This window comes from Flavobacterium enshiense DK69, from assembly GCF_000498495.1.
In the GTDB taxonomy this organism is placed as follows: domain Bacteria; phylum Bacteroidota; class Bacteroidia; order Flavobacteriales; family Flavobacteriaceae; genus Flavobacterium; species Flavobacterium enshiense.
In genome coordinates this window covers 12,210-32,512 of record NZ_AVCS01000006.1, presented here as the reverse complement: position 1 = coordinate 32,512, position 20,303 = coordinate 12,210, and the positions used below count along the sequence as shown (strand labels likewise).

16 protein-coding genes are annotated in these 20,303 nt (G+C 40.4%); 4 read left to right on the top strand and 12 right to left on the bottom strand.

The genetic code is table 11. The features are described from left to right. The first annotated feature begins 63 nt into the window (after window positions 1-63). A complete protein-coding gene (locus FEDK69T_RS15345) occupies window positions 64-3,390 on the top strand; it encodes a CotH kinase family protein (protein ID WP_023572647.1) in 3,327 nt (1,108 codons plus the stop codon). A 7-nt stretch (window positions 3,391-3,397) separates the two neighbouring features. Here FEDK69T_RS15345 and rfbD read toward each other — a convergent pair whose 3' ends face one another. The 9 genes from rfbD to FEDK69T_RS02875 all read right to left on the bottom strand — a co-directional run bounded on the left by rfbD (window position 3,398) and on the right by FEDK69T_RS02875 (window position 11,805). Continuing rightward, window positions 3,398-4,264: a dTDP-4-dehydrorhamnose reductase gene (gene rfbD / locus FEDK69T_RS02915; protein ID WP_035630667.1), complete on the bottom strand. Its 867-nt coding sequence runs from the start codon at window positions 4,262-4,264 to the stop codon at window positions 3,398-3,400. Then, window positions 4,258-4,809, bottom strand: a complete 552-nt coding sequence (rfbC, locus tag FEDK69T_RS02910) for a dTDP-4-dehydrorhamnose 3,5-epimerase (protein WP_035630668.1) — start codon at window positions 4,807-4,809, stop codon at window positions 4,258-4,260. The genes rfbD and rfbC overlap by 7 nt, the downstream gene beginning before the upstream one ends. Window positions 4,810-4,825: 16 nt before the next feature. Next, complete coding sequence (rfbA, locus tag FEDK69T_RS02905) at window positions 4,826-5,689, bottom strand: glucose-1-phosphate thymidylyltransferase RfbA (protein ID WP_023572644.1); 864 nt, start codon at window positions 5,687-5,689, stop codon at window positions 4,826-4,828. 61 nt (window positions 5,690-5,750) lie between these two features. Further along, window positions 5,751-6,770, bottom strand: a complete 1,020-nt coding sequence (gene rfbB / locus FEDK69T_RS02900; RefSeq protein WP_023572643.1) for a dTDP-glucose 4,6-dehydratase — start codon at window positions 6,768-6,770, stop codon at window positions 5,751-5,753. Continuing rightward, window positions 6,770-7,753 (bottom strand): hypothetical protein, encoded by a 984-nt coding sequence (locus FEDK69T_RS02895; protein ID WP_035630669.1) that lies wholly within the window; start codon window positions 7,751-7,753, stop codon window positions 6,770-6,772. Before FEDK69T_RS02895 ends, rfbB begins: the two co-directional genes overlap by 1 nt. 9 nt (window positions 7,754-7,762) lie before the next feature. Next, a complete protein-coding gene (locus tag FEDK69T_RS02890; protein WP_035630670.1) occupies window positions 7,763-9,451 on the bottom strand; it encodes a DUF6909 family protein in 1,689 nt (562 codons plus the stop codon). Between the two features lie 36 nt (window positions 9,452-9,487). Continuing rightward, a complete protein-coding gene (locus FEDK69T_RS02885) occupies window positions 9,488-10,975 on the bottom strand; it encodes a GH3 auxin-responsive promoter family protein (RefSeq protein ID WP_023572641.1) in 1,488 nt (495 codons plus the stop codon). A 6-nt stretch (window positions 10,976-10,981) separates the two neighbouring features. Next, entirely contained in the window at window positions 10,982-11,332 is a 351-nt protein-coding gene (locus tag FEDK69T_RS02880) for an SdpI family protein (protein ID WP_023572640.1), read from the bottom strand. Continuing rightward, complete coding sequence (locus tag FEDK69T_RS02875; protein ID WP_035630671.1) at window positions 11,332-11,805, bottom strand: hypothetical protein; 474 nt, start codon at window positions 11,803-11,805, stop codon at window positions 11,332-11,334. The genes FEDK69T_RS02880 and FEDK69T_RS02875 overlap by 1 nt, the downstream gene beginning before the upstream one ends. Window positions 11,806-12,009: 204 nt before the next feature. Here FEDK69T_RS02875 and tatA point away from each other — a divergent pair, with 204 nt between their 5' ends. After that, the gene (tatA, locus tag FEDK69T_RS02870) at window positions 12,010-12,195 is read left to right on the top strand and encodes a twin-arginine translocase TatA/TatE family subunit (protein ID WP_023569666.1); all 186 of its coding nucleotides are present in this window, start codon (window positions 12,010-12,012) and stop codon (window positions 12,193-12,195) included. Window positions 12,196-12,252: 57 nt separating this feature from the next. Here tatA and FEDK69T_RS02865 read toward each other — a convergent pair whose 3' ends face one another. Then, window positions 12,253-14,376, bottom strand: a complete 2,124-nt coding sequence (locus FEDK69T_RS02865; protein ID WP_023572639.1) for a Tex family protein — start codon at window positions 14,374-14,376, stop codon at window positions 12,253-12,255. Between the two features lie 233 nt (window positions 14,377-14,609). On the opposite strand from FEDK69T_RS02865, the gene FEDK69T_RS02860 reads away from it, so the two are divergent. Continuing rightward, window positions 14,610-15,209 carry a hypothetical protein gene (locus FEDK69T_RS02860; protein WP_023572638.1) on the top strand — a complete coding sequence of 200 codons (600 nt, stop codon included), beginning with the start codon at window positions 14,610-14,612 and terminating at the stop codon, window positions 15,207-15,209. Between the two features lie 115 nt (window positions 15,210-15,324). After that, window positions 15,325-15,591 (top strand): DUF1294 domain-containing protein, encoded by a 267-nt coding sequence (locus FEDK69T_RS02855; RefSeq protein WP_035630672.1) that lies wholly within the window; start codon window positions 15,325-15,327, stop codon window positions 15,589-15,591. Window positions 15,592-15,597: 6 nt separating this feature from the next. Here the strand turns inward: FEDK69T_RS02855 and FEDK69T_RS02850 are convergent, their stop codons facing one another. Both FEDK69T_RS02850 and FEDK69T_RS02845 read right to left on the bottom strand, forming a co-directional pair. Further along, window positions 15,598-16,650: a hypothetical protein gene (locus tag FEDK69T_RS02850; protein ID WP_023572636.1), complete on the bottom strand. Its 1,053-nt coding sequence runs from the start codon at window positions 16,648-16,650 to the stop codon at window positions 15,598-15,600. Window positions 16,651-16,682: 32 nt separating this feature from the next. Continuing rightward, entirely contained in the window at window positions 16,683-20,129 is a 3,447-nt protein-coding gene (locus FEDK69T_RS02845; protein WP_023572635.1) for a pyruvate carboxylase, read from the bottom strand. Window positions 20,130-20,303: the final 174 nt, after the last annotated feature.

Here is a 20,303-nt window from a genome sequence, read left to right as displayed (position 1 = left end):
CTGCATCGAGTATAATTAATTGATACTTAGGTTATTTCTTAACTTTATGTAAATTATTTACCTATGAAAAAAATTACATTTTGGATACTAACCGCATTGGTTGTTCTGAGCTACGATTCGCTATTTTCTCAAAATATAGTCATTAATGAAATACTGACGTCAAACATCTCATCCATAACCGATGCAGACGGTGACCACGAAGACTGGATTGAATTGTATAACGCCGGATCAAACCCCGTTAATCTGTTAGGCCATGGCATGTCTGATGAGAGCACACGACTGTTCAAATGGACTTTCCCGAGTGTGACCCTGAATCCGGGACAATACCTGTTGGTATGGTGCTCCGATAAAAATAAGGCAGTAGCTGGAGCTCCTCTCCACACCAACTTTAAATTAAGTGCCGGCGATACTGTTATACTGACCAATCCCTCTGGAGGAAATGTTGCCACAGTGTCTCCTGCTATACAACAAATGGATGTTTCATATGGAAAATTTCCAAACGGAAGCGGCCCCTATGTTTACTTCACAACACCTACCCCAAATGCAGCCAACACAACTTCCGGAATTTCTGAAGCATTAAGCCCTCCCGTATTTTCGAAAGATTCCGAATTCAGAACTTCGGGATTTGATCTTACTATTAGTTCCAACAGTCCGGGAGCAACAATTCTATACACCCTGGACGGATCAGAACCTAATCAAAATAACCTGGGCGGAACCACTTACAATTACAAAAGACAATATCCTGAAGATCCCGGACAGCTTCCGGTAAATCAGTTTTTTCAAAACACTTTCCGTACACTGACCTATACCGGTCCGATTCCAATTGCCGACCGCACATCACAACCCAACAAACTCTGTAATATATCGACCACTTGGGATTATGAACCCGACTATTTTCCAAGCGGCCCAATATTTAAAGCTACGGTGGTAAGAGCAAAAGTCATAAAACCGGGGGCGCTTCCAAGCGAAACCATAACCAAAAATTATTTCATTTCTCCTGAAGGAGCCAACCGGTTTACCATTCCGGTGGTTTCAGTGAGCTTTGATGAAAATGGTTTTTATGGTTATAATGATGGTATTTCTGTTGCAGGAAAAATATTTGACGATTGGCGTGTGGATCATCCAGACGACGAAGCAGATAATGATTTTGCCAATTGGGGCTTGCATGGTGAAGCTACCGAACGAATAGCCAACCTGAATTATTTTGTAGACGGCGTTGAAGAAATCAACCAAAAAGTGGGCTTGCGCATCCATGGTGATCATTCGCGGATTTATCCAAACAAATCCCTACGTGTGTATGCAAGATCTTCTTATGGCAAGGATAAATTGGAATATCCGCTGTTTTCTGACGAACCGTATACGGGTTACGAACGCGTACTGATTAAAAATCAGGGAGGCGACTGGAATAACACCATGTTTAGGGACTGTTTATGCAATGAACTGGTGAAAGATCTTCGCATGGAAACCGAAGCGCATCAACAGGTAGTCACTATCATTAATGGCGAATACTGGGGAATCTTAGCCCTAAGGGAACGTTATGACGATAACTATTTTAGATTGGTATATGGTATGGATGCGGTTGATTTACTGCATGATCATGGTTCAGTTGATGAAGGGGACCGTGTAGATTACAATTCCTTTATCCACGAAATTGAGACCAGGGATTTGTCGTTAAGCGAACATTACACCTATATTAAAACCCGGATGGATATTGAAAATTACATGGATTATCACATCAGTAATATCTTTTTAAATAATACCGATTGGGTAACGAACAATGTGGTTTTTTGGAGAAAAAAAACAACGCTCAATCCAAATGCGCCGTACCCTCATGATGGCCGCTGGCGTTGGGCCTTTCACGATGTAACCAGTACCTTTGGCGGTGTCGATTTCGATACCTTAGACGAAACCACCACGACTGATCCAGATATTCACGCTCTTTGGTCGACACTTATACTCCGCAAACTTTTAACGAACAATTCTTTTAAAATCGATTTCATCAATCGTTTTGCCGATTTAATGAATACGAACTTCCTGACCAGCAGAGTTCTCGCAAAGATGGACGAAATGGCTGCGGTTATCGCTCCGGAAATGGACGATCAGTATTTCCGATGGAAAGGCCCTGAAGATGAAGCCGAGTGGCAGTACCAGATGGGCCGCGAAAGAACATTCGCAACACAACGTCCGGCTTACCAACGTCAGCACATCCGCCAGAAATTTAACATTAGCAGCAACATCAATGTAACGCTAAAGGTTTCAGGTGCAACCCATGGCTATATTAAAATGAACACCATTAACATCAAAAACGGCACACCTGGAATAACTGCAAATCCGTATCCGTGGACCGGAGTATATTTTCACAATATTCCGGTTAAGATGAAAGCCGTGGCCAACACTGGTTATGTGTTTAGTCATTGGAGTGGTGCTTCTAACAGTACGAGCGAAGAAATAACCATTACGCCAACAGCGGATTTCGAGGTAACGGCACACTTTGTGCCATCCGGTAATCCAGATATCTCTAAGGTCATCTATTTCTGGATGATGGATACTAACCTTGAAAACGACACTCCGTTAACCGATATTGCATCTACTTATGAAGTATCTTCGGAAGGTAATTTACATTATGAATCCTGTCTTTCAGGATATCCATTCACTAGTGGAAATCCAAACTACCGAAAAGCTTCAATGGAACGACGAAACAGTCCTACGACTTTGAATTATATTCCGGCTGTTAACCAGAATAAAACTTTTGAAGATTCAGACATGAGGGGAATCCAAATAAAACAGCCTTTCAAAAGTGGTAGTTCAGAAAATGCAATGCAATTTCATATTTCAACCGTGGGATACAAAAATATTAAACTGGCTTTTGCGGTTTTGGATGAAGGTGCAGCAACCGGAATAACTGTAGATTATTCCATCAACCCGGGAACCCCCGTTTGGATAGCTACCGGAATGACTGCCTCATCCTTCCCTATTTCAAATACGTATCAGAAAATAGAAATTGATTTTACCAATATTGCCACCGTAAATCAAAATCCTAATCTTAAACTTCGTATTCGCTTTACCGGACCCAACATGACAGCAGAAACCAATAAACAGGTAACATTTAACAATATAAGTATTCAGGGGGTAGCCGAAACATTAACTACCGACGAAAATACAATAAGCAATCTTACACTATATCCAAATCCTGTCACTGACATCATACATGTTATCTCCCAATCGGGTGAATTGAATTATACTATTTATGGGATTGACGGAAGAAAAATTCAGGACGGAAAAATTATAAACAATGAAATCAATCTGTCTCAATTACCGTCTGGTTTGTACATGATGAAAATACAGGATGAGCTTGGAAAATCAATCGTTAAAAAAGTCGTCAAACGATGACCGACAATCACTCAGCAGATGGGAAAGGGTGTAATGCCTCTTCCCATTTTTTTATGTTCAGTCCAAATGTGTTTTTAATCTTTGTCTTGTCTAAAACACTGTACTTCGGCCTTTTGGCAGCTGTTGGATAACTTGAAGTTGAAATCGGATTTAGGATAATCGCAATATTATTGACTTCGAATATTTTTTTGGCAAAATCAAACCAGCTGCATTGTCCTTCATTACTGAAATTATAAATCCCGCACTGCACTCCTCCAACAGGTTCTGCATCACAAAATGTTATCATTCCGACAAGTGCTTCCGCTAAATCGACAGCATTGGTTGGTGTCCCGATTTGATCATCCACTATTGAAAGCATATCCCTATCCGAAGCCAATCGCAACATGGTTTTCATAAAATTATTTCCGAACTGAGAATACAGCCACGATGTCCGAATAATAAAATGCTTTTCCCAAACTGCCTGAATTACTTTCTCGCCATCCAATTTGGTCTGCCCATAAACACTGGTTGGATTGGGAATATCACTTTCCAAATAAGGTGTTGTTATTTCTCCGTCGAAAACAAAATCGGTGGAAATATGAAGTAATGTAGTATTATTTTTTTTACAGGCTTCCGCTATATTTCTTGCACCAACGACATTAATTAGATGTGCTTTTTCAGGTTCGCTCTCCGCCTTATCCACAGCGGTATAAGCAGCAGTATTAATGCAAAATTTAGGCTGGTATTTTTCAAAAACTAAATCACAATTGACACTATCCGTAATGTCCAATTCTGAAGAGGAGCAGAAAATAAAATCAATAACAGGATAATTCCCGGATATGAACCGTAATGCTTGTCCTAACTGACCGCCGGCTCCTGTTACTAAAACTACCATACTTTTTTTGCATTTTCAAAAGTGGGTAAAATCATATCTTTTTCGGAAATCAGCAATTCGCTTTCCGGCAAACCCCAATCAATATCCAAAGCTGGATCGTTGTATTGAATTCCTCCTTCAGATTCCTTATTGTAAAGATTATCGCATTTGTAGAAAAAAGTAGCCGTTTCACTCAATACCACAAAACCGTGTGCAAATCCTCTGGGAACAAACATTTGACGTTGGTTTTCTGCGGACAAGACTTCGGCAACATACTGTCCGTAAGTCACAGACCCCGGACGGATATCTACTGCAACATCCAAAACTTCACCCTGTAGTACACGTACCAGTTTTGCCTGCGCGTGTACGCCACATTGGTAATGCAGTCCGCGAAGCACTCCTTTGGTGGAATAAGACTGGTTATCCTGTACAAAATGCACATGTTGTCCTATTCCCTTTTGGAAGGTTTGTTCATTGAAACTTTCCATGAAATAACCACGTGAATCGGTAATCATTTTTGGTTCCAATATAAAACAGCCTGATAATTGTGTCGGTATGAAGTTCATTTTTTTAGTTCTGAGATTAATTTGAAACTAAACTCATTAAGTGTTTTCCGTAACCGCTTTTCAGCAAAGGTTCTGCCAATGCTTTTAATTGGGCCGAATCGATGAACCCCATTTTGTAGGCCGCTTCTTCGATAGCGCCAATTTTTAATCCTTGGCGTTCTTCAATTACCTCAACAAACTGGCCGGCCTGCATTAACGACTGAAATGTACCTGTATCCAGCCAGGCAGTTCCGCGATCGAGAATACTTACCTGAAGTTTTCCCCTGTCGAGATATTCTTTATTTACATCGGTAATTTCGAGTTCGCCGCGTTGACTTGGTTTTATATTGGCTGCTATTTCCAGGACATTATTGTCGTAGAAATAAATCCCGGGAACAGCATAATTGGATTTAGGCTGTAACGGTTTTTCTTCTATGGAAATAACTTTACCATCCTTATCAAAATCTACAACCCCATAACGTTCCGGGTCGTGAACATGATATGCATAAATGATTCCGCCATCCGGATTGTTGTTTGCCTGAAGCAATTCCGCCAAACCGGTTCCGTAGAAAATATTATCGCCGAGGATCAAAGCAACTTTGTCATTGCCTACAAATTCTTTCCCAATGATAAACGCTTCGGCCAATCCGTTTGGATGCTCCTGTACAGCATATTCAAACCGGCAGCCTAAAGAACTTCCGTCGCCCAGTAACTGCCTGAACAACGGTAAATCGTGCGGTGTTGAAATGATAAGTATTTCACGGATTCCTGCCCACATCAAAGTTGATAACGGGTAGTAAATCATTGGTTTATCATAAATAGGCATCAACTGCTTGCTTACCGCTAATGTTAACGGATGCAAACGCGTTCCTGAGCCTCCGGCTAATATTATTCCTTTCATTTTTTGTCTAAAATTTTAAAGTTCAAACGATTAAAGTTGTGGACTGTTCACACAAGAGCCCTTATGCTTTAACATTTAAACTCTCTAAGTACCAGGCAATTGTTTTTCGGATTCCGGTTTCAAAATTTTCGTCTGCTTTCCAGCCTAGCTCTGTTTCAATCTTTGTCGCATCAATCGCATAACGCAGATCGTGTCCAGGACGGTCTTTCACGAAAGTTATCTGATCTTGATATTTTCCTTCTGGTTTTGGCTTCAACTCGTTTAACAACTCGCAGATAGTGTTAGCAATATACAAGTTGTTGCGTTCGTTTCTTCCGCCAATATTATAGGTCTCCCCTGCTTTTCCTTTATGGAAGGCTAATTCGATTCCTTTGCAGTGATCCAACACATACAACCAGTCGCGAACGTTTTTCCCGTCACCATAGATTGGAATGTTTTCTCCCGACAATGCTTTGCGGATGATTGTCGGAATCAGTTTTTCATTGTGCTGTTTCGGACCGTAATTATTGGAGCAATTGGTTGTTACCACATTCATTCCGTAGGTATGGAAATAGCTCCTCACAATCATGTCTGACGATGCTTTCGATGCAGAATACGGACTATTGGGCGCATAAGGCGTAGTTTCTTCAAATAGTCCTGTTTCTCCTAAAGTTCCGTAAACCTCATCGGTGGAAACATGATGGAAACGACAGTTTTCGTAACCCGGTTTATATTCATTTGGAGCAATCATCCAGTGTTTGCGGGCTACATCCAAAAGATTAAATGTCCCGATAACGTTGGTACGAATAAAAGCTTCGGGTCCTGAGATTGAATTGTCAACATGGCTTTCAGCCGCAAAATGAATCACATCCCTGAAATCATATTTTCGGAACAAATCTTCAATAAACGAACGATCGCAAATATCGCCTTTGACAAAGGTGTAACGCGGGTGGTTCTCTACTTCCTGTACATTAGCCAAATCCCCTGCATAGGTTAACAAATCGAGATTCACCAAATGATACTCCGGATTGTTTTCTATAAAATGAGGAACAAAATTTGACCCGATAAAGCCTGCTCCGCCCGTTACTAAAATATGCTTCATTAGATTAAATTTCGTTTTGCCAATTGCCTTCTATAAAGATCTCTTAACATTCCTAACATGGCGAAAAGCCCAATAAAGAAAACCGGTAATATTAATTTCATTTTGCCTTTTGTGGCTTTATTATTCCTAACATTTAAAATATGACTGCTCTCTTTGATAATTTTGTCGGCAGAAACTAACTCCAATCGATTATAACCCTGCTCTTTGACTAACTCTTCTTTGGTTTTTAGAACATCATCCAGTTGGGTATTCTCGTTATAATACACCAATTTATCACTTTTCTGATTATTGCTCACCGCATTTGAAAATTGATTCATTACCGCGTTAATCTGAGAAATGATACTATCGTTTTCCTTGATTTTTAACGTTATATTGTTGACTTGTTCTTTTTGCATCTTTTGATAAAATTCGCTATCATTCAGATAGTTCAGCAAAGGTATTAATGTGTTTTTCTCCGAAGTAAGTCCACTTGTTGTAAACGAAATAGTATGATACATATAGTTCTTACTGGTTACATTGTCTTCAACTATCTTCGTTAAATCACCGTCTTCCGCCATTAATTTCAACATTTCAAAATTTTTATCATTTCCGTTGATAAAACGATAGACATCCGTAATAGGTTCGATTTTTATTTTGGAAAATTTCTTTGGATTTACAATTCCGATTTGCTTTAAAAAAACAGTGTCGCCTTCATTAATTTTAGAGGATATCAACTTAATTTTAGAATACAGGTAATCCGTACTTCCGAAATTTGGCTTTACAATAACTTCATGATCATATACTTTAGTGTTCTTGTCCTTGTAAATACCCAATCCGACACCAAGTACAAATAGAATTCCGATAATCACGATGTTTCTTCGGATGAATAAAACTCCGTCAAACAACCAGTCGATAAACGACTGAACCTTTTCTCCTACCTTTTTTGAAAGTTTACCTAAATCTATTTCCTGATCATTTGGGTTGATCTGAGGGCTGTTGCTCATAAAAATGAATTAATGTATGTTAAAAATTTGTTCTAATATCTTAATCGTAATCAGATAGGTGGGCTTTACTCCTGTAGTCCCCAATCCTCCTGATGCCAGTGTGCTCCCTGTTTCCAAAGGGTTATCCGAAGCATAGTATGCATAACGCACCTTCACGTTCGGATTGATGCTTTTTCGTATTTTGGATGCCGACTGCACTGCTTTCTGGTAATAAGCCCCTTCCATTTCAAGTCCGATGGCTCCCCAAGTCGAATCGTGGAAAAACTGCAATAAATCTTTATTCTGGAGTGAGGTTCCCAAAACAGTAACCATTGGTCCGGCAAAAACAGGAATGCCGTTGCCTTCAAACATTTCGGTCGTCAGTTCATTTTCAAAAGGATAATTATCTGCTGTTCCCTCATTCACATGGGCATTCGGAATCATGATATCACCTTTTCCTCCCTGAAGGATTCCGGCTTTACCCATAATAGAAACCGACTCCACATTCAGGAATATTTTCCCGCTGGCCGTTTTATAAGGCTTCAATAACTCGTCAATCGTTTCATAAGCCTGCTCGCCAAAAGCGTAATCCATCACAATCAGCACGGGCTGTTCTTTCCCTAACATTGCCTTTGGGAATGCCGATTTTTTCAGGTTGAATTTCGCCGTATCAAAAATCTGAACGTCGATATTGGTTCCGGAAGTATCCGGCAGGGAAATCATTCCGTGTTGTAACGCAAATTCTTCCACTTTCTTGCGTAAGGCATCATTTCCTGATTTGCTCAAATCTCCAAAAATCTGAAAATCATCGCCTCCATTGTATTTGCTTCCCAGGGCCGGTTCGGCAAAAATCGAATTCATCACACTGTGCATGTTCGCACTAATGATGTGAATCGGCCTAACCAATAAATCATTTTTCTCTAAAACTTCTTTGATGTTATTAGCCCAGATTTCGCCGTAAATATGATGTCCAAGTCGTTCTCTTAAAATCGGACTGAAGGTAATTGTGCGTCTGTTGTTATCTGTCACCTCTTCAATGGCCAGTTTCCCTAACCAGTAGATAATGTGTAAAAAACGATCTGGTTTTTCTTTGGTGCCAAAGCCTTCATAGATGTCCATTACCTCGGCGAAGGTTCTTCCCAAAACATTGGAAGCATGAGAAATAGCTTGTTCCCTATCTACTAGGGTTAATTTTTTATTCTGAAGAACAACCTGTTCCAGTTTTTCCCAATCTCGGGTTAATCGTCCTTCTTCATCAATCATCACACGGTCTTTGATTTTGTGGGATTCGATGAAGATGAAGGTCAAATGCGTTAAAATATCATAGATATCCGAACGTCCTCTTGTAATTTCAATATTCATCTGTTCATCGTCAATGCGATAACAGTTTCTTTTTCTTTTTGGAGGAACGATAGGTTGAAAATGCGATTTCGAATAGCCTTCATCGGAAGTCAAGTTGATGTAGCGGCACTCTTCAATGCCCACCGGAAGGCGTTCTATAACATACAACAATCCGTTTAATTCTACTTTCTCATCGGCTATAGAACCATAAATCTCAGGGCGTAATGATAATAATGCTTCACGTAAGGTCTCGCCCGAAACCCCCATTGGTTTGTAAAAACCCCGGTTAAACAAATGACGCATGGTAATGTACAGTCGTTCAATAGCTGCCGACGACTCTTGCGCCCTAGAGCGCGAAATGTTCTTTAATTCTCTCATGAACTTTTTCTATTTCTAACCCACAAATATAGTTTTTTATTTTTTTGTGAGTTCATCGGCGATTTTTCTGTCATTACATAGCCTTGGCAGCTTATTTTGCCCTCCCAATTTGCCGATGGATTTCATATACTCCTGAAATCCGTTCTTAGGAACTTTCGTAATTACCAGGGTGCGTAAAACGTGGCCTGCAATCAGGTCATCGTAATACACATTTTGCTTTCTCATGGCCTGATCTATCCGTAAGGCGAATTCGTCAAAGTTATGAGGTTCATTTTCAAATTCGATGAACCATTCGTGGTATGGCAAGCCATCTGTAGGACTTACTTGCGGTGCTACGGTAAATTCATTTATATGTACTTCGGTTCCTTCCATTGCCTCTTGCAGTGCCGCTTCCACTTCTTTTCCGATAACGTGTTCGCCAAAAGCGGAAATATAATGCTTGATACGGCCTGAAACGATAATGCGGTAAGGTTTTAAACTCGTGAACTGAACGGTATCGCCAATGTTATAAGCCCAAAGTCCGGCGTTGCTGGATAAAATCAATACATAATTAACACCCAATTCCACTTCGCCGATGGTGTAGCGCTTCGGGTTTTCGGTAAAAAATTCTTCGGATTTGATGAATTCATAGAAAATTCCGGAGTTCAGCAACAACAACATGCCTTTTTCCTTTTGGGAATCCTGATAGGCAAAAAAACCTTCGGATGCCGGAAACAATTCGATGGAGTCGACTTTCCGTCCGATAAGGCTTTCGAATTTGGCGCGGTACGGTTCATAATTCACTCCGCCATAAATAAACAGATTGAAATTTTTGAACAGTTCCCCGACTGGTTTATCTGCTTTGGCTTTCAGTTTCTCAAAATACATCTGCACCCACGACGGAATTCCGGAGATAACCGCCATGTTTTCATGGAACGTTTCTTCCACAACGGCATCAACTTTCGTTTCCCAATCCTCTATGCAATTGGTTTCCCAACTTGGCATGCGGTTTTTCTGAAGATACTTTGGTACATAATGCGCCACTATACCCGAGAGACGGCCTAGTTTGATTCCGTTTTTCTCTTCCAGAATCGGGCTTCCCTGAAGGAAAATCATTTTCCTATCGACAAAATCAGCCTTTCCTGTTTCGTGTATGTAGCTCAAAATAGCATTTCGGGCTGCTTCAATATGATATGGCATCGACTCTTTGGTCAGTGGAATGTATTTGGCACCCGAAGTAGTTCCCGATGTCTTGGCAAAATAAATCGGTTTGCCTTTCCAGAGAATGTTATCTTCGCCTTTTACCGCGCGGTCAACATAAGGGCGCAACGCTTCATAATCTCGAACGGGAACTTTTTGGGCAAAATCAGCAACTGTTTTTATGTCCGCAAAATGATGGTCCTTTCCAAACTGAGTATTTTTCGCTTCGGCTATTAAACTCTCGAAAACACGCTGCTGCGTTGCCACCGGGTTATTGGCCCATTTTTGGGTCTTATGATGGATGATTGCCGCGAACTGTTTGGCAAAAAAAGCTTTTAAAGACATTTTTATTTAAGTATTTGGGAATTTATTTTTGATTGCCCGTTCTGTAAGCATCAATAATGACAAGACTGCGGCCAGGGTCAGCGCAATTCCGATAATCGTTTGGGATTCCTTTTCAAAACCAAAAAAGGGTTGAAGAAAAGTCAGTAATCCTAAAACCGCTCCAATCTGAAGGAGTTTAATGGCCGAGAATCTCTGCGCAAAATCCCAAGTCTGTTGTGATTTCATGGAAGACGATGTCCTGTACCCGTAAAGCGAATTGATTTTTTTGGGCGGAAAGAGATACATGACCAATCCGGCTATCATAAAAATAATGCCACATAACAACGGCATCTGCAATACATTGGCTGTCCAGTCCATTAGTTCTTTTTGTTTTTGGATTCGACTTCCTTCCGTAATTCCATCTCGGATTTGGAAGGTTCCATCACCAGGGTTTCCGGATCAATCTCTTCGGCAACGATAATGGAATCGATGTTGAGTTTGGCATATTCCAAATCGCCGTTGAGTACTTTTTTAATCGACTCTACATACAAATTATTTCGCTTCATGGCTTTTTCCAACGAATCGGATTTTATGGCCAACTCGACTGCCTGGCGTTTCAGTTCCGTTGAGGCATAACCGGGTATGTATTCGCGAAGGGGTGTGAAAGCAATGATATAGGTAGTCACAAATATGATAAGCAAAGCACCCACTGTTGCCACAATAAAGACATTCATCAGGGTTAACCGAAGCGAAAAAATTTCTGCAAAGGTATCTTCGTTCAGTATGACCAAACGGTTTTTACTAAAGAGTTTTTTTCGGATTAGTTGTCGTTTCAGTCTTTTTCCGGACATGCATAGTGGTTTGATTCACAAATATAAAAATATCGCTTCGGATAAACCCAAGTTTGCGTAACCCTTTTCGCTATTTGGTTAAAGAAAACCTAAAATTCAGGTAGTTTATTCAAAAACAAGGGGCTGAGTGTTTGCAAAATCGATTTTATGGCTACCTTTGTCCGAAATTAAGTAACTAAAATATTCAAAATAAAATAGTAAGTCATGGGAAAATTAGGAGCAACCGAAATAATCTTGATCGTTGTAGTGATTGTTTTGCTTTTTGGAGGTAAAAAAATTCCGGAATTGATGAAAGGTTTAGGAAGCGGAATCAACGAATTTAAAAAAGCATCCAAAGGAGAAGATCAGGCTCCTGCTGCTAAAAAAGAAGACGAAGAAAACAAACAATAGTTTTTTCTATATCAAATAAAAATCCCAAATACCATAACGGCATTTGGGATTCTTTTTTTACAATATCATCGAAAGTTGAATTCGTTTTCGGTCTTCATCCACTTCGGTTACTTTCACCTGAACGTGCTGGTGCAGCTTCACCACTTCATTCACATCGGAAACAAAGCCTTCCTTAAGTTGGGAAATGTGTACCAAACCACTTTCCTTAATACCCACATCCACAAAACATCCAAAATTGGTAATGTTGTTCACGATGCCCGGCAATACCATTCCGGTACGCAAATCCTTGATTGATTTCACATTCGGGTCGAATTCAAAAACCTTCGCGGCTTTTCTCGGATCCAATCCCGGTTTTTCCAATTCCTTCAGAATATCTTTCAATCCCAGGATTCCAATATCGCTGGTAATATAATTTTCCGGTTTGATCTGGCCGATTTTTTCTTTGTTCGCGATCAGTTCACCAACTTTAATTCCTAAATCTTTTGCCATTTTTTCCACAATGACATAGGCTTCCGGGTGTACCGCCGAATTGTCTAATGGATTTTTCCCTTCTTTGATTCGGATGAAAGCCGCAGCCTGCTGAAACGCTTTTTCACCCAAACGGGGAACTTTCTTAAGCTGCTTTCGGTCTTCAAACGGTCCGTTTTCACTTCGGTAGGCTACAATGTTCTCGGCCATTTTTTCTCCTATTCCCGACACATAACTCAACAACGATTTACTGGCAGTATTAATATTGATTCCAACCGAGTTCACGCAACGGATTACGGTATTGTCCAGTTCTTCTTTCAGTTTGGTCTGATCCACATCGTGTTGGTACTGGCCTACTCCAATAGATTTCGGATCAATTTTTACCAGTTCGGCCAATGGATCCGACAAACGTCTTCCGATGGAAACCGCACCACGAACCGTAACATCATAATTCGAAAATTCTTCCCTTGCGATTTTGGAAGCTGAATACACCGAGGCACCCGCTTCGGAAACGATGAACACCTGCACCGGTTTGTCGAACGCAATCTTCTTGATGAAGAATTCGGTTTCACGTGATGCCGTTCCGTTACCTATAGAAATCGCTTCAATGTTATAGGCATTCACCATCGAACGGATTTTCTTCATCGCCATTGCCGTTTCGTTTTGCGGTGCATGCGGGAAAATAGTTTCATTGTACAGCAAATCACCTTTCTCATCAAGACAAACCACTTTACAACCGGTTCTGAATCCCGGATCTATGGCCAGAATTCGCTTTTCTCCCAGCGGTGATGCTAACAAAAGCTGACTCAAATTAGCCGCGAAAACCTGAATGGAATTCACATCGGCTTTGGCTTTGGCTTCCTGAAGTGTTTCATTCGAAATAGCTGGTTCCAGCAAACGTTTGTAACTGTCTTTGATGGCCAGTTTGAGCTGACTTGCAGTCTCATTATTGTTTTTGATAATGTTGTCTTCGATAAAACCAAGGGCTTCTTCTTTTTCCACTTCCACGGAAAGTTTGATGAAACCTTCATTTTCCGCACGGAGCATAGCTAACAAGCGGTGTGCGGGCGCTTTGGAAACCGGTTCGCTCCAATCGAAATACTGTTCGAATTTTTTGGCGCCTTCCTCCTCTTTCTTCGCTTTTACCACTTTTGTACTGATAGTCGCTTTGCGTTGAAACATTCTGCGCAGGTTTTTACGGATGAAGATATTTTCATTGATCCATTCGGCAATGATATCGCGCGCGCCTTGTAAAGCTTCGTCTTCATTGGCTACTTTATCATTCAGATATTTGGAAGCGATATATTCTACATCATCGCTGTTCTGAGCCATGATGATTTTTGCCAATGGCTCCAATCCGTTTTCACGTGCGGTATCGGCTTTGGTTTTCTTTTTCTTTTTGTAAGGCAGATAGAAATCTTCCAGCTCCTGCATGTCGAAGCTGTTTTCGATTTTCTGCTTCAACTCCGGTGAAAGCGCATTTTGTTCTTCAATCGATTTTAAAATGCTATCCTTGCGTTTTACGATTTCGGCAAATTGTTTACTGTACTTGGCTATTGCTTCAATCTGAACCTCATCGAGGTTTCCGGTTTTGTCTTTTCTGTATCGGGCAATAAAGGGTATAGTGCAGTCTTCGGCCAATAATTGAAGGGTAGCTTCTATGTTTTTGGAAGCTGTCGGAACAAACTTCAGGATGTATTCTGTTGGTGTCATTGTATTTTGGAATAAGAATGCTAAAATAACATCTTTGGTCTAAATTTCCCCAATTCACATCACTTTATCTTTTTATACAGATTATCCGAAACTTTTGCCTGTTGCCGATATTCCACTGTTTGTCAATGTAAACTCCTACCTTTTTTGTAATTTTATAAGTCTCTGATTTACAATGATTAATACTGTATGCCTGCTACCTATAAAAATGTAAATATTAATTAAAACTCCATGAAATGAAAACAACTACTCTTAGAATTTTTCCATTATTGGCACTAATAGGATTACTGCTTTCTTTTGAAGCGTTTGGTTCCTTTGAAATTCCTGTCGGCTGGTACAAAACCGGAACTAAAGCGGAGAGTTATGACATGGGAATCGATAAAGGATCCGGGATGGACGGAAAAAATGCGGCCACCATCAAATCCATAGACAAGACAATTGACGGATACGGAACGCTGATGCAAAGTTTTAAGCCGGATAAATTTATGGGACAACGCGTTCGTCTATCGGGTTACATTAAAACAAACGAAGTGGAAGGAAGAGCAGGCTTCTGGTTTAAAATTGAGCAGGCCAATTCGCAAAACTTTATCTCTTTTGACAACATGCGCAATCGTGCCGTTGGCGGTACCAGTGATTGGAAGAAATATGAACTTGTTTTAGACGTTCCCTCACATGCATCAAAAATATCGTATGGTGCCTATTTAAGAGGAACCGGACAGATGTGGTTTGATAATTTGTCTTTTGAAGTTGTTGATCCTTCGACACCAATAACCGGAAAAAAACCGGAAAAATTGAAAGTGATCAATGAACCCGCAAACCTTGATTTCGAAAATTAGTCGAAAGTATTTCTAAAAAAGATTATAGAACTTTTAGGTACAATTAAGCCTTCCTCAAAAGGGAGGGCTTTTTCATTTGACCGATAAAAGTATCTTTGCCTCAAAGTCATAACAAATGCCTCCTCTTTTCATTTATTTATCGGCAATTAACGGATTCGCTTTTTTACTGTATGGTATTGACAAATGGTTAGCGGTAAACCAAAAATCCAGGATTCCAGAAAGATTCTTGCTGGCCTTTGCCTTCATGGGAGGAAGCATTGGCGCCCTGTCTGGAATGGTGCTTTATCGACATAAGATTTCAAAACTGTCATTTTTGTGGAAGTTTTTCGTTATCCTTATCTTTCAGGCTTTACTTGTTTACCATGTATTGACTAAAATCTAGAAGTTATTAATCACCGCCGTGCGTATGATAATTACGTTTGATGAAATTCAGTGCCGCTTCGACGATGTCGCTCATGGAGGTCGCATTTTTGAAATTCTTATCAAAAGTTACTTCATAGGTTTCCCGTCTCAGACGCTCGAAATTAATAGAAGGTGACAATTCACTTGCTTTCATTGCCTGCAATAATTCACCTAAACGTTCCTCAAAACCTGCTATTCTCCTAACCAAAATAGAACGTTCCTCATTCTGGTACTGTTCAATGGAATTTTTCATGAGTTTTTCTTTTACCAGTTGGGTAAAGCGAAAATTCTCCTTGAAAAGATGCGGTTTGTAAAGTTTGAAATTACCTTCATAACATTGCTGATCAAAATCAATCGCCCTGATCTTGTACACAATATGGTCGTAATCGTAAATGGGAATGACAACAAAATTATACGAGCGCATATCGCCTAAAAGACCAATCATACAACGCTCGTTGAATTTTACGAATTCCTTTGCGATTTGTGCCTTTTCGTTTTCGGTACACTTATCCAGATGATGCTTTAAAAAGACATCACCGGGAATTCCCACGATATGTTCTTCAATCAGCGTTTCTTTATGGACCAGAAAGTTGATACTGTTCGGGGACATGATGTGCTCTAACTCCAATCCGAAAATTCGGGATGCATCGGCAATTTTTACATAAAAATGCGTGTAATTGTCGTTCAATAGGTTCCGGATCTTCACGCGAAACGGTTTCGAATTACCGAAAGTGCAAAAATCGATATAATCAACCGTCAGATTAATAATATTTCGCTCGTCTCCATCGGAATGCAGCAGGGTATAGATTTTCTTAAGGCTTAAATCAATTTCCTTTTTTTCCAGTTCATTGTAGAACACCCTAACCCAAAGTGTGTCTTCTTTGTTGGAGTCATACACGACAACACTTCCCTGAAAGCGCAATAAATCGTCATAAAAAACATTCGTTTTTGCCACCCGTCTGTATTTCTCCAGATAGGCGTAAAGTGGCGCGCTTATTGGATAGTACTGCTTTTTTAATAACGGACCGCTGCTGCTCATGATTCTGATTTTTCACTTACTTTCTTCCAAAATTACTGAATCTTCATCACACAGTCATCCTGCTCAATCATGGCATTTTGCTTCAATATAATTTTAGCTACTTTCCCTTTTTTAGGAGCACAAATGGTAGTTTCCATTTTCATGGCTTCAATCACAAAAAGCGGATGGTCTTTTTCAACTTCCTGATTCTCGTCCACCAAAATCTTAATGAGTCGGCCTTGCAAAGGCGAACCAATGTCATCGGATCCTGAAACTTTTTCATTGGTTGGTTTGGTTGACTTAACCGAATTGTCTTTTATTACAATGTTTCGGGTCTGTCCATTGATCCGAAAATAAACCTCACGGATACCGTCTTCATTAGGTTCACTCATGTAGCGGAAATTGATCAGCATGTTTTTTCCCAAATCAAGGTTGACAATCAGCTCTTCATTTGTTTTCAACGGATAATAAAAATAGGGTGTCGGAAGTTTTTCAACCTTACCGAAATACTTTCTGAATTTGTAAAAATCTTCAAAAACTTTCGGAAACATGATATAGGACAATAAATCCTCCGTAGTGAGTTTGTCATCAAATTTTTGATGGAACAATTGCAGTTCCAAATCGAAATCTATAGGTTTAATATGGGCATTAGGTCTTTCGGTGTATGGGATTTCTTTTTTCAGGATTATGCTCTGAAGGGCTTTTGGAAATCCACCGTAAGGCTGGCCCAAATCGCCTCTAAAAAGCTGCTTCACTGATTCAGGAAAGGCCAGGGTATCACCTCTTTCCAACACATCGGCCGCGGTCAGGTTATTCGAAGTCATGAAAAGCGCCATGTCACCAACAACTTTTGAAGATGGGGTTACTTTAACTATATCCCCGAACAATTCGTTAACCACCACATAATTCTGCTTGATGGTTTCAAATTTGTCTTCTAATCCCAATGATCGGGCCTGCGGCAATAAATTGGAATACTGTCCGCCCGGAATTTCATGATCATAGACCTCGGCAGTCCCAGCTTTAAGTTCGCTTTCAAAAGGATAATAGTATTCGCGTACGGCTTCAAAATAATTGGAATACTCATTCAATTTTTTGAGTGATATCGGATTTTCCCTTTCAGCACCGTGCATCACTGCTACCAGCGAATTGAAATTCGGCTGCGAGGTCAATCCGCTCATCGATGCGAGGGCACAATCAACCACGTCAACGCCGGCTTCAATCGCCTTTATGTAGGTTGTCGACTGTACCGAAGACGTGTCATGCGTATGCAGATGAATCGGGATAGATATGTGTTTTTTCAGTTCCTTGATCAATACTTCGGCGGCATACGGTTTGAGTAAGCCCGCCATGTCTTTAATCGCTAACATGTGGGCTCCCGCCGCTTCAAGTTGTTTTGCTAAATCGACATAATACTGAAGGTTGAATTTCTGCCTGTCCGGATTAAGAATATCCCCGGTATAACAGATGCAGGCCTCGGCAATGGCATTGGTTTTTTCTCTGACGATTTCTATACTGTGGGCCATACCTTCAACCCAATTCAGCGAATCAAAAATGCGGAAAATATCGATTCCGTTTTCGGCACTTTTAATGATGAATTGTTCTAAAACATTATCAGGATAAGCTGCATAGCCTACCGCATTACTGCCCCGGAAGAGCATCTGAAGTAAAATATTCGGAACCGATTTTCTAATCATGCGCAGGCGTTCCCAAGGGTCTTCGTGCAGAAAACGCATAGTTACATCAAAGGTCGCGCCTCCCCATACTTCCAGTGAAAATATCTCAGGAAGGTCTTTTGCAATGCCTTCTGTGATTTTCAGGATGTCGTAATTACGCAAACGGGTGGCAAAAAGTGACTGATGTGCATCACGTAATGTAGTATCGGTATAGAAAATTTTCTTTTCATTTTTAATGTATTCCATGAAAGCCTCCCTTCCCATTTCGGTAAGCAGATCCTTAGTTCCTTTTGGAAAATCATTTCGGCTGACTTCCGGAACTATTGGTGTCCTGAAAACCTTTTCGGAATCAAAACGTTTAACGTCCGGATGACCGTTTACTTTCAGTTCGGCAAGGTATTTAAGCATTTTTGTACCTCTGTCATTGAAGTATTCCGGATCGGGAATCATCAGTTGTGGGTTTTCCTGAATGAAATTCACCGTAGCCCTTCCTTCACGGAAAACCTCATTGGACAATACATTGATAAGAAAAGGCATGTTGGTTTTCACGCCACGTATCCTGAACTCTTCCAACGTTCTTCGCAAACGGTCGGAAGCACCTTTTAAAGTACGGCCACTGGAGGAAACTTTCACCAGCATGGAATCAAAAAAAGGAGAAACCGTTACACCCGTATAGCAATTCCCTTCATCCAAACGAATACCATAACCTCCTGCATTTCGGTAAGCGATAATGGTTCCGTAATCGGGTTTGAAGTCGAGCTCGGTGTCTTCCGTGGTAATTCGGCACTGAATGGCCCAGCCGTTGCACTGAATGTCTTCCTGCCGATGGATAAAAATCTGACGATGTGTAAGCGGGTATCCGGAAGCGATGATAATTTGCGAACGGACGATATCAATTCCCGTAATTTCTTCTGTAATGGTATGTTCCACCTGAATACGCGGATTGACTTCGATAAAAAAGATGTTTTCGTCTTTGTCGACTAAAAACTCAACCGTTCCGGCATTGCTGTAGTTCACATACTTAGCAATCTTAACGGCATAGTCGAATAATTTATACTTGGTATCGGGACGTAAAACCGAAGGCGCAATCTCGATAACCTTCTGAAAACGGCGTTGCACGGAACAGTCACGTTCATATAGATGGACAATATTTCCAAAATTATCCCCGAGAATCTGTACCTCAACATGTTTTGGATTATCAATGAATTTTTCCAGGAATACCGTGTCGTCGCCAAAAGCCTTTAAAGCTTCCCCTTTTGCATTATTAAAAGCCGTTCGCATGTCTTCCGCATTGCGAACCACGCGCATTCCTCTTCCTCCTCCGCCTGCTGCTGCTTTTAACATTACGGGATAGCCTATTATTTCTGCCTCAGATAATACGTCTTCTTCGGTGTTCAGATCTTTTTTAGAGTCGGTAATTACCGGAACGCCGATTTCTTTAGCTACTTTTTTAGCCGCTACTTTGTCTCCCAACTGCATCATGGCTTCCGCCTTCGGACCAATAAAAATGATGCCTTCTTCTTCGCATCTTCTTACGAAGTCTACATTTTCGGACAAAAATCCGTAGCCGGGATGAATGGCATCCACCTGGTTGTCTTTAGCTACTTTTATAATTGCTTCAATATCCAGATAGGGTTTCAGCGGTTCCGATTCGTCACCTATCTGAAAACTCTGATCTGCTTTAAAACGATGCAGTGAATACCGGTCTTCATGTGTGAAAATGGCAACAGTAGCTATTTTTAATTCGGTTGCTGCCCTAAAAACGCGTATCGCAATTTCGCCTCGGTTAGCCACAAGTATCTTTTTAATAGTAAAATTATCGCCCATAATAGTAATGCTTTTTGTTAATACCGACTTGCTTCCTTCTTATTCCCTTAAATTTAATTAGTAATAATGAAAAAAAAGCATATAGTCTGTGAACTGCATTTTTTTCCATTTTAAGTGAAAAAACAACAAACACAAATTATTGCAAATTATTGCAAATTGTTACAAATTATATGA

Coding starts and splice junctions, on each gene's coding strand:
- FEDK69T_RS15345 (WP_023572647.1), top strand. CDS start 64: ATGAAAAAAATTACATTTTGGATACTAACCGCATTGGTTGTTCTGAGC.
- rfbD (WP_035630667.1), bottom strand. CDS start 4,264: ATGGTAGTTTTAGTAACAGGAGCCGGCGGTCAGTTAGGACAAGCATTA.
- rfbC (WP_035630668.1), bottom strand. CDS start 4,809: ATGAACTTCATACCGACACAATTATCAGGCTGTTTTATATTGGAACCA.
- rfbA (WP_023572644.1), bottom strand. CDS start 5,689: ATGAAAGGAATAATATTAGCCGGAGGCTCAGGAACGCGTTTGCATCCG.
- rfbB (WP_023572643.1), bottom strand. CDS start 6,770: ATGAAGCATATTTTAGTAACGGGCGGAGCAGGCTTTATCGGGTCAAAT.
- FEDK69T_RS02895 (WP_035630669.1), bottom strand. CDS start 7,753: ATGAGCAACAGCCCTCAGATCAACCCAAATGATCAGGAAATAGATTTA.
- FEDK69T_RS02890 (WP_035630670.1), bottom strand. CDS start 9,451: ATGAGAGAATTAAAGAACATTTCGCGCTCTAGGGCGCAAGAGTCGTCG.
- FEDK69T_RS02885 (WP_023572641.1), bottom strand. CDS start 10,975: ATGTCTTTAAAAGCTTTTTTTGCCAAACAGTTCGCGGCAATCATCCAT.
- FEDK69T_RS02880 (WP_023572640.1), bottom strand. CDS start 11,332: ATGGACTGGACAGCCAATGTATTGCAGATGCCGTTGTTATGTGGCATT.
- FEDK69T_RS02875 (WP_035630671.1), bottom strand. CDS start 11,805: ATGTCCGGAAAAAGACTGAAACGACAACTAATCCGAAAAAAACTCTTT.
- tatA (WP_023569666.1), top strand. CDS start 12,010: ATGGGAAAATTAGGAGCAACCGAAATAATCTTGATCGTTGTAGTGATT.
- FEDK69T_RS02865 (WP_023572639.1), bottom strand. CDS start 14,376: ATGACACCAACAGAATACATCCTGAAGTTTGTTCCGACAGCTTCCAAA.
- FEDK69T_RS02860 (WP_023572638.1), top strand. CDS start 14,610: ATGAAAACAACTACTCTTAGAATTTTTCCATTATTGGCACTAATAGGA.
- FEDK69T_RS02855 (WP_035630672.1), top strand. CDS start 15,325: ATGCCTCCTCTTTTCATTTATTTATCGGCAATTAACGGATTCGCTTTT.
- FEDK69T_RS02850 (WP_023572636.1), bottom strand. CDS start 16,650: ATGAGCAGCAGCGGTCCGTTATTAAAAAAGCAGTACTATCCAATAAGC.
- FEDK69T_RS02845 (WP_023572635.1), bottom strand. CDS start 20,129: ATGGGCGATAATTTTACTATTAAAAAGATACTTGTGGCTAACCGAGGC.